This is a genomic window from Alienimonas sp. DA493, from assembly GCF_043951915.1.
GTDB lineage: Bacteria > Planctomycetota > Planctomycetia > Planctomycetales > Planctomycetaceae > Alienimonas.
Genome location: NZ_JBINJD010000335.1, coordinates 1 through 914 on the forward strand (window position 1 = coordinate 1; position 914 = coordinate 914).

Annotated in this window: 1 protein-coding gene; it reads left to right on the top strand. The window is 79.3% G+C overall.

Annotation, left to right across the window (positions count from 1 at the left end):
- Window positions 1–90 precede the first annotated feature (90 nt).
- Window positions 91–914, top strand: an 824-nt coding sequence (locus tag ACG2DA_RS22875) for a phytanoyl-CoA dioxygenase family protein (protein WP_395259020.1), incomplete at its 3' end; no start/stop codon positions are given.

Below are 914 nucleotides of genomic sequence, written 5' to 3' on the forward strand. Positions count from 1 at the left end.
CCCGCCCCGGCGGCGCCGTCTCGCGGCGTTTCGTGCGCCCCGACGGGTCAATCCGCCGGTTCGCCCCGGGCTCCGCAGGCTCTCCGCCTGATGCCGACCTCCTCCCCCGCCCCCGTTCCCGTTCCCGTTCCCCCCGTCTCCGCCGCGCATCCCGCTCCCGCGGCGACCCCGGCCGAGGCGTTCGCCCGGGACGGGGCGTGGTGCGTGCCGGACCTGCTGCCGGCGGAGCCGCTGGCGGCGCTGCGGGCGGCGTTCGCGGCGCCGCTGGATCATGAGGACGGCCGCCGGGCCGGCGTGCGGGGACTGCTGGACCCGCGACGGTTCCCGCAGGCCGCGGCCGTGCGGGCGCTGGCGGTGCGGCCGGAGGTCTGGGGCCTGGCGGCGGAGCTGATCGGCCCGGACGCCGTCGCCGTGCGGGCCACGCTGTTCGACAAGTCCCCGGGGGCGAACTGGGGCGTGATGTGGCACCGGGACGAGCGGGTCGAACTCGCCGACCGCGTGGCGTCGCCGCCGTGGACCGCCTGGAAGCGGGCCGACGGCCGCTGGACGGCCCGCCCGCCGCACGAGTTCCTGCTGAAGATGGTCGCCCTCCGCGTGCATCTGGACGACTGCGGCCCGGACGCCGGCCCGCTGCGGGTGCGACCGGGCTCGCACCGGCTCGCCGCTCCCGCGGCGGCGGGGGACGCCGGAGAGGCCGTCGGCGGAGCCAACGTCGGCGGAGGAGCGGAGAGAGCGTGCGTCGTGCCGGCCGGCGGGGCGGTGGCGATGTGTCCGGCGACGCTGCACGCCTCCGGCTGGGCGCGGTTCTCCGGGGCCGGGACGAAGCGGCGGCGGGTGATTCACCTCGAATACGCCCCGCCCGTCCCGCCCGGCGGCGCCCGCTGGCCGCACGCCCTGCGGCCGAGTCGCCCCTC